Origin of the sequence: Phormidium sp. FACHB-1136 (assembly GCF_014697375.1) — a bacterium.
In the GTDB taxonomy this organism is placed as follows: domain Bacteria; phylum Cyanobacteriota; class Cyanobacteriia; order Phormidesmidales; family Phormidesmidaceae; genus Nodosilinea.
Genome location: NZ_JACJRS010000158.1, coordinates 1 through 7,144, shown reverse-complemented (window position 1 = coordinate 7,144; position 7,144 = coordinate 1). Strand labels below are relative to the sequence as shown.

General features: G+C 51.1%; 3 protein-coding genes and 1 pseudogene. 1 reads left to right on the top strand and 3 read right to left on the bottom strand.

Annotated features, from left to right (window positions below):
• Positions 1 to 142 precede the first annotated feature (142 nt).
• Positions 143 to 346 (bottom strand): hypothetical protein, encoded by a 204-nt coding sequence (locus H6G62_RS25205; protein ID WP_190500351.1) that lies wholly within the window; start codon positions 344 to 346, stop codon positions 143 to 145.
• 306 nt (positions 347 to 652) lie between these two features.
• Here H6G62_RS25205 and H6G62_RS25200 point away from each other — a divergent pair.
• Positions 653 to 940 (top strand): annotated as a pseudogene (locus H6G62_RS25200) (ISNCY family transposase); the annotation flags it as partial.
• A gap of 128 nt (positions 941 to 1,068) precedes the next feature.
• On the opposite strand, the gene H6G62_RS25195 reads toward H6G62_RS25200, so the two are convergent.
• Both H6G62_RS25195 and H6G62_RS25190 read right to left on the bottom strand, forming a co-directional pair.
• On the bottom strand, positions 1,069 to 1,683 hold the full coding sequence (locus H6G62_RS25195; RefSeq protein WP_190500349.1) for a ribonuclease III domain-containing protein: 615 nt from the start codon (positions 1,681 to 1,683) through the stop codon (positions 1,069 to 1,071).
• 6 nt (positions 1,684 to 1,689) lie between these two features.
• Complete coding sequence (locus tag H6G62_RS25190) at positions 1,690 to 6,792, bottom strand: RecQ family ATP-dependent DNA helicase (RefSeq protein WP_190500347.1); 5,103 nt, start codon at positions 6,790 to 6,792, stop codon at positions 1,690 to 1,692.
• Positions 6,793 to 7,144 lie beyond the last annotated feature (352 nt).

Sequence of the window (7,144 nt, the reverse complement as noted above, 5' to 3'; positions counted from 1 at the left end):
CTGGAGGCCCTTCAACAGCGGGTTGACCAAGAACTCGCCCGTCTGACGCCAGAACAAGTGCAGTCCATCACGGGCTATGACTTCATTCTCGATGCCCTACTCCAAGCTGAATTCCAGAAATCAGCCTAAATTATGCTCAACTTCATTTTTTATTGGTATTAAACATCAAAATGACATCGATTGGTTTGCGGCCTGCATTGCTTTTGCGGTCTTTTTTATGGAGCAATTCTAGTTCATCTCGGAATAATTCCCAAGGAATAATGTCATTGAGATATTTTAAGGTTTTATTTTTGTTGAGCAATTCCTGCTGGCGTTCCTCAAAGTCCCAGAATCCTTTTTGTCCCATAGTCCTGATGAGAAATGAGTGATTTATATTATCTATGATCTCATCTTTTTGTGTCTATCGACTATCTCTTTAAGAATCACAATACTGGTAGTCCTATTTCGTACAGGCTAGAGAATAATCAGGCGACCCTAGAGACCTTACGGCAGTAGATTGCTGTTTTTGGCTGTTTTTTCTCTGACCCGTAGATTAATGCACTACCACAATACTAATGATCAAATATTGGGCTATTAGCAAATATTTCAGAAATCTAGATTTCGACATGAGTCTCATTGCGAGACAGTGCCTTCAGTATTTTTCGAGGTGCCCAATACCCTCAAGACCAAGGGCTACAACCTGGAACACAATTTCGGGCACGGAAAGCAGCATCTCTCTTCGTTACTGGTGACGCTGAACATCTTGTCCCTGCTATTCCACACGGGGCTGGAACTGATCGACCAGAAGTACACGCTGCTGCGCTCTCACTTGCCCACCCGCAAAACCTTCTTCGATGATCTGCGGGCGTTAACCCGGTACATGTATTTCGACAGTTGGGAGCATCTGCTGACCTTCATGCTGGAAGGGCTAGAGCTAGAAATCCCGCCAAATACTAGCTGAATTGCCATATTGAGAATTGCTGCATCGTCGGGCGGTTGCTTGCCATTGTGCCCGATGCGACTTCCCATGACCGCTAGATTCCCGATTTTCTTTAGCTGCTGCTTACGGGGAGTTAAGGGCTGGCCCCTTTAGGTAAACGAGACACCGTCGGATCGAGACAGGCCCAGCATCTCAGCGTAGTCCTCAGAGGTAACTGAGGTTGAATCGTCGTCATTATCGAGTTCGTAGTCATCGTCCTCGCCCTCGTAGGCGGCGACGGCAGCTCGAAGAAAGCGATCACACAACCACTGCGCCACTTTGTCAAAATCCCGATCAGCATCTAAAAACAGCACACCCACCACGGCTTCAAACATTTCGCCCCAGGTGCCGGGTTCTGCTTCAGGCGGTTTCCGGTTTTTTCGATTCCAGGAAGAGCTGAAGTCGGGCAGGCCCAGCTTAATGGCAAAGTTGGCGAGAGATGGGCGGTCGGCGATCACTTGCCGATAGTTGTCCAATTCTTCCCGCTCAAATTCTCGGCCAGTGCTGTACAGGTAGTCGGCCAGGATGGCATCAATTAACGCATCGCCGATGAAAGCCAGGGTGCGGTACTTGCGTTTAATTTGGTCTTGTTCGGCCCTGGAGAGCACCATCTCATTGAGGGTGCAGGGGTCAGTGAGGGCAACTTCGAGCAGGCTATCGCTGTGGAAGTTGGGAAAGGCAATTGCATGCTTGGCTTCTTCAAGTTTGATAGATGGATGGCTCATAGCGAATTACCGATAGATCCGAATCTGCGGGATAACCACATACCAATCCTCGATAATCTCATCGGAATCGTCAGCGGCCTTGACATGGCGGTAGATGTAGCGAACGGTCACTTCATCAGAACCAAACTGGAACTTGTCTGGTGCTAAGCCTTTCCATCTCAGGGAATCATTACATTTTCTGGACAAAGCGCCGATCCCATTGCCGTTCTCGTCGGTGATAATCCATCCATTGCGCTTGGAGTTGGGCTGTAGGTAAAGGGGATCACCTTCGCGCATGGTTTTGATCTGGTCTTGCCCTTTCTGAGTTGCCCAGTACCCCAGATGGACATCGCCCGGAGAGAAATCGAAATAATTGATGCGGCTGGGTAGCTCAATCGCATCAAGTTGAGCCATTGGAGCTTCAATCTGAGTTTCTCGTAAGAACAGCGTGGATTGAAATCCACATAGAACCAACTCTTCCTTGGCGCGGGTCATGGCGACGTAAAAGAGCCGCCGTTCATCCTCAAGCTGATGGTCAGCGTCTGAAAACTTATCCGTTAGTAGAATCACCTTCGAGAACTCTAAGCCTTTTGCCCCATGGCAACTGGTGACTAGGATGGCATTTTCATCCATAAGCGAATTATTCGGGCTCTCGTTGAATTCGTAGATAGAGGTGGTAATTTCCTCCGCAGTAATTGAGGTAGCCAGATCTTCAGAGCCAAAACCTCGTTCTTTATCGAGGTCTTCAGCAATCTTCAGCAGGGTTTTGATAGTGGGTTCGGTTAATTGCCGTCCCTTGCGCTCGAAGAATGAATGAAACCGTTGCCGCACGGATTCATTCGGTTCGAGGGTCAGCGTCGGATCGCCTTGTAGTTGTTTTAAGAGTTGGTCGGTGACGGAGTGGCGGATTAGCTTCACATCTTGGCCTTTTAAGGCATAGGTGGGAATGCCTGCCACTCGCTCTAGCAGTGCTCTAATTTCGTTAAGCTGATCCCACTGTTTAGCTAGGATAGCGATTTCGTTGGGTCGCACGCCCTCGTCTATCCACTGTCGCACCTTTTGAATAATCCAAATCGCCTGGGCATTGGCAGCACTGAAGAGGTAAGCCTGGACAGGCACGCCTGTTAGCCCGATGCGATCATCATTAATGCGGACTTGTTCTTCTGGCAGGCGTTTGCATCGTTGACGATTATGCTGAATAACCCGATTGCTGACCTCAATGATGGATTCGGTAGAGCGGTAGTTTTCCGCCAGCAGGAACTGTTTTGCCTTGTATTCGGCCTCGAATTGCAGAATGAACTTGGCATCCGCGCCGCGAAAGCCGTAGATGTTTTGGTCGTCGTCGCCAATGACGCAGAGGTTGAATTGAGTGGTCTGGTTGGGGTCTTCTGAAGCGCCCAGACCGGAAATCAGCCGAATCAGGCGATACTCCTGCTCGGTGACATCCTGGTACTCGTCTACAAAGATATGTTCGGTATTGCCCAATAGGCGAATGCGACGAACCTGAATCTCGTCATCATCGTCTTCCTGAGCTTCCAGGAGATTGCAGGCGTCTTTGAGTAAATGGTCAAATTGTGTCTCGGTATCTCGGTGTTTATGGCTATTAGAGCTAGCGGTTTCGTCCATCGTGCGGCCTAGCAACGACAGGGCCAAGCCATGGAAGGTGTAAACCCGCAGGCGAGAGGCCAGGTTGCCCACGAGATCCTGTAGCCGCAGACGCAATTCCCGCACCGCGTTACGGTTGTAGGCCAACACCAAAATGCGGTCAGGCTGTATCCGTTTGACTTTGATCAGGTAGGCGATTCGGTGAACAATGGTGCGAGTTTTGCCTGAACCCGGCCCCGCAATTACCGATATTGCCGGATTTTCCGCTTCTACGATGGCCCGCTGAGACTCGTTGAGTGGCCCCATGATTTTGTCATAATCGGCCTGGCTGAGGGGGCGTGCTACCTCTTCTCCGGCTAGTCCTGGGTACGCCTCGTCAAACTCAGGGCGGGGCAGGGTGAAGTAGTTATTGACTAGCTTCTGGCGAGCATGGTCATCTTGGGCTAATGCTCCGTAGGCCATCATCACATGGATCTTTCGGGCCTGCTCTTGGTACTGTTCCTCGATGATTGGGTAGTGACTGGTAATTTCTGCAATGCTACTTCCTTTAATGACCCTGACTTTTAGGGCTTGATGGAACAAGGTCAGTCCATCGGTTAGGCGCAGAATCTCCCGTTCATGCAGCCAGATCAGCGTACGCCGCAGTTGCTGAGCTTCGATTTCCGTAGGCGCAGACCGACCACAAACCTGCTCCAGCAGGTCTTCAAAATCGCATTGAACCTTTAGCCGTGCCCCAGTTTTTTGCTCAGACCGGGTGTTGATCGTCTCATAGAGGATGTCAAGGAGCTTGATACAGAGGGCTTGATGGTTGGGTCGCCAGTCAATCGCTTTGGATAGAAGACCGGAATCCGAGTCGGGCTGTATCAACTGGATAAGGCCACCGCTGCGCTGTTTGAACTGAAGCCAACCCAGGGATTTCCAGCCTTCTAAAACAGCTTTGATAGCAGAGTCCCTCAGCTTTTGAGTCCCATCGGCATCAAAAAAGGTGGCGAGCTTGCGGGGATTTAGGATATGGCTAGGTTTATCGCCAACCTTCTCGGCCAAATAGTTGAGGAGTTGTTCTTCCAACTCACGGTGACGCTGATACTTCCGCTTGGCATCGCCGCTGACTCCTTTGCTAACCAACACCGTTAGCGGCAGTTGCGAAGTGCAGACTCCGGCCCTTTGGAGTTCACGGATACGTTCGGGCATCTCCAGCACCGGAATACCGGACTCATCACTAAGCCGTTCCAGAGAAATACGCTCGTTGTCTTGATGGTGCTGATGCTGAACCAGATGCATTCCCAGGATTAAGCGCTCAAATTGCTTGATTTCACTCGGTTTCAGGTCTTTTGGGCGACGGTAGGTCAGAAAAGCCCGTAAGGACTGTTGAGGGGTAGAATGCTTCAGGTTGAACTGGACGACGGTCGATAGGTTTTCCGCCCGCTCAATCAGGCCGAAATCTTCTAGGTGGTGCAGCGCAACGCGGATTTTGGTGTCTCGTTGTTCATCATCGGTGGCAAAACGGTCATCCAGTTCGCCAGTGCGATAGATTTCATCGGCTGTGACCCAGAACCAGTCCTCTGTGACTTTGCTTGATCGAGTGGTCAGGGAATCGCGCACGCCTCTAATGGCGATAAATATATTCCGCAAGTCGGTTTTCGACAGATGGCCCAAACTCTTCATGAAGAAGAGCATTTCGGCATCTTGTTCATCGAATAGCAACACACAATCGGCCTGTTCGCCATCCCGTCCGGCTCGGCCTGCTTCTTGGATGTAGCTCTCTAGGCTGCCGCTAGGGGTATTGTGGATGACGGCTCGTACATCTTTACGGTTGATGCCCATGCCAAAGGCACAGGTGGCGGTGACGACGTTGAGATCGCCGTTCTTGAACTCCCGGAGCAGTTTCCCCTTCTCCTCTTTGGGAACTTTGCCGTGGTAGTAGGCGGCCTGAATACCTTGCTGTTGAAGCTTTTGGGCTAAGGTCTCGGCTTCTTTCCGGGTGGTGGTATAAACCAGAGCGCAGCCTCCCTGCTCCAAAGCCCGTTGAACGTACTGAACGATCAGTGGGTCTTTGTTGCCCTTAGTGGGGATGACGTGGTAGCTGAGGTTATCCCGCTGAAGGCTAGCGGTAATTTGGCGATGAATGGGCAGAGATTGTTGCTGAAAAAGCTGGCAGATATCATCGCGCACTTGGGCGGTCGCCGTTGCGGTTAGCAGCGCCAGGGTTGGCATGGGCCGATTTAGCTCGGTGTAGAGTTCCTTAATGAACTTGGGAATATACCGATAGTCGGGCCGGAAGTTCTGGCCCCACTGGCTGATGCAGTGGGCTTCGTCGATGACCCAAAGGGCGGGCGGACGTTCCCTCAGGAGAGACCGAATACTGATAGAACGGAGTTGTTCTGGGCTGATGTAAAGCAGTCCTTTTTGGCCATTGCGGAGGGCTTCTAGGCGTTCGGCCCGCAGTTGTGCCGGCAGGGTGTTGTTGATGTAGGTGGCAAAGTCGAGACCTTTAGCTTCGAGATCGGCCACCTGATCGTCCATCAAGGCCTGAAGGGGAGAGATGCAGACCGTTAAGCTCCACTGGTGTCGGTAATGCATCAACGCTGGTAGTTGATAGCAGAGGGACTTACCACCGCCCGTGGACATCAAGATCAGGGGATTCTGTTTAGCGGCAATGGACTGAACAGCCTCTTCCTGCTTGCCGCGAAAGCCAGGAATGTCAAAGTCTTTTAGGAACGGCTGATAGGTGAACTCCTGGGGTGTGAGGGGAAATAATCGATCCAGAACAGCCGGAAACTGAGGTAAATGATTGAGCCAGGCCGAATAGGGCTGTTTGGAATGGGTTCGGTTGCGCTCGAAGTTCCACACCAGCAGTGCCATTAGGATGAAGCGATACTCAAAGTCCGGTGTTTCCAGCAAAGACTGTTGGATGTATGCAATCGCCTCTGGTGACAGCCCTGCTAGGGTTTCCTGCGGCAAATCGGCTAGGGCAGGCGGTGACGTTGGTAACCAAGTTAAGGATTCAAATAGGGTCTGGTAGGCCCATTCGGTAGGGGTATCGCCTCTAACCAAGAGCCAGGTGTAGAGCTGCCGCAGGGATGGAGGGTGCTGAGCGAGGATATTCAGGCAGGTCTCTAGCAAAAAGCGGGTTGCTCTGGCATCTTCGAGGGGGTCGTTGCTGGCGTAGTCGCTGAGCTTATAGTCTTTGTGCAGCCTTTGGGACGGTTCTAGGGGAAAGGCTAGGACAGAGAGTTCGAGGGTATCGACAATGGGCAGGGATTCTAGCTCTGGCCACTGACGGAGCAGGTGAAGCTGATCGAAACGGCGGAAGTTGTGACCACAGAGGATGCCGTGAGAGTCGCTGAGGGCCACTAGCTGACGGTGAATTTTGTCGCTCTGATCTGGAGCCACTTTAAGGGAGATGTCGGGCGACAGCAGACCATAGCTGAAGATGTGACCGTTGAGATCGACCTCCAAATCCAGATAAGTGTAGGCATTGAGAAACTGGCTCTCACCTATGGGGTGCTCTATGGTGGCTACCATAATGTTTACCTTGTCGGTCTTTGAGTGATATAACGGCAAGCCAAGCGCTACACAGCAGATGGTTGTCTCTTCTTATAAATTGCCCTGATTTTTGAGGAAATTCACTAGGTAAATGAGATTTCCGAGAATCCATGAAGACCAAGCATTTCAGAAGATGAAGTTAGGAAATGAGAAAGAAGCCTGTGTCCGCCGAGAACTGGCCGTTCTTGCAATACGGGCATGGGTGGCCTTCGAGTTGGTAAGCTGATATGCATTTAAATTGCATTGACTGTGTTTCCTTTATTTTTGATCTTGCGATCCCAGTTGATGACAAGCTGCCCTTCGTTCAACAGGTTATGAACAAGCGCTTCTA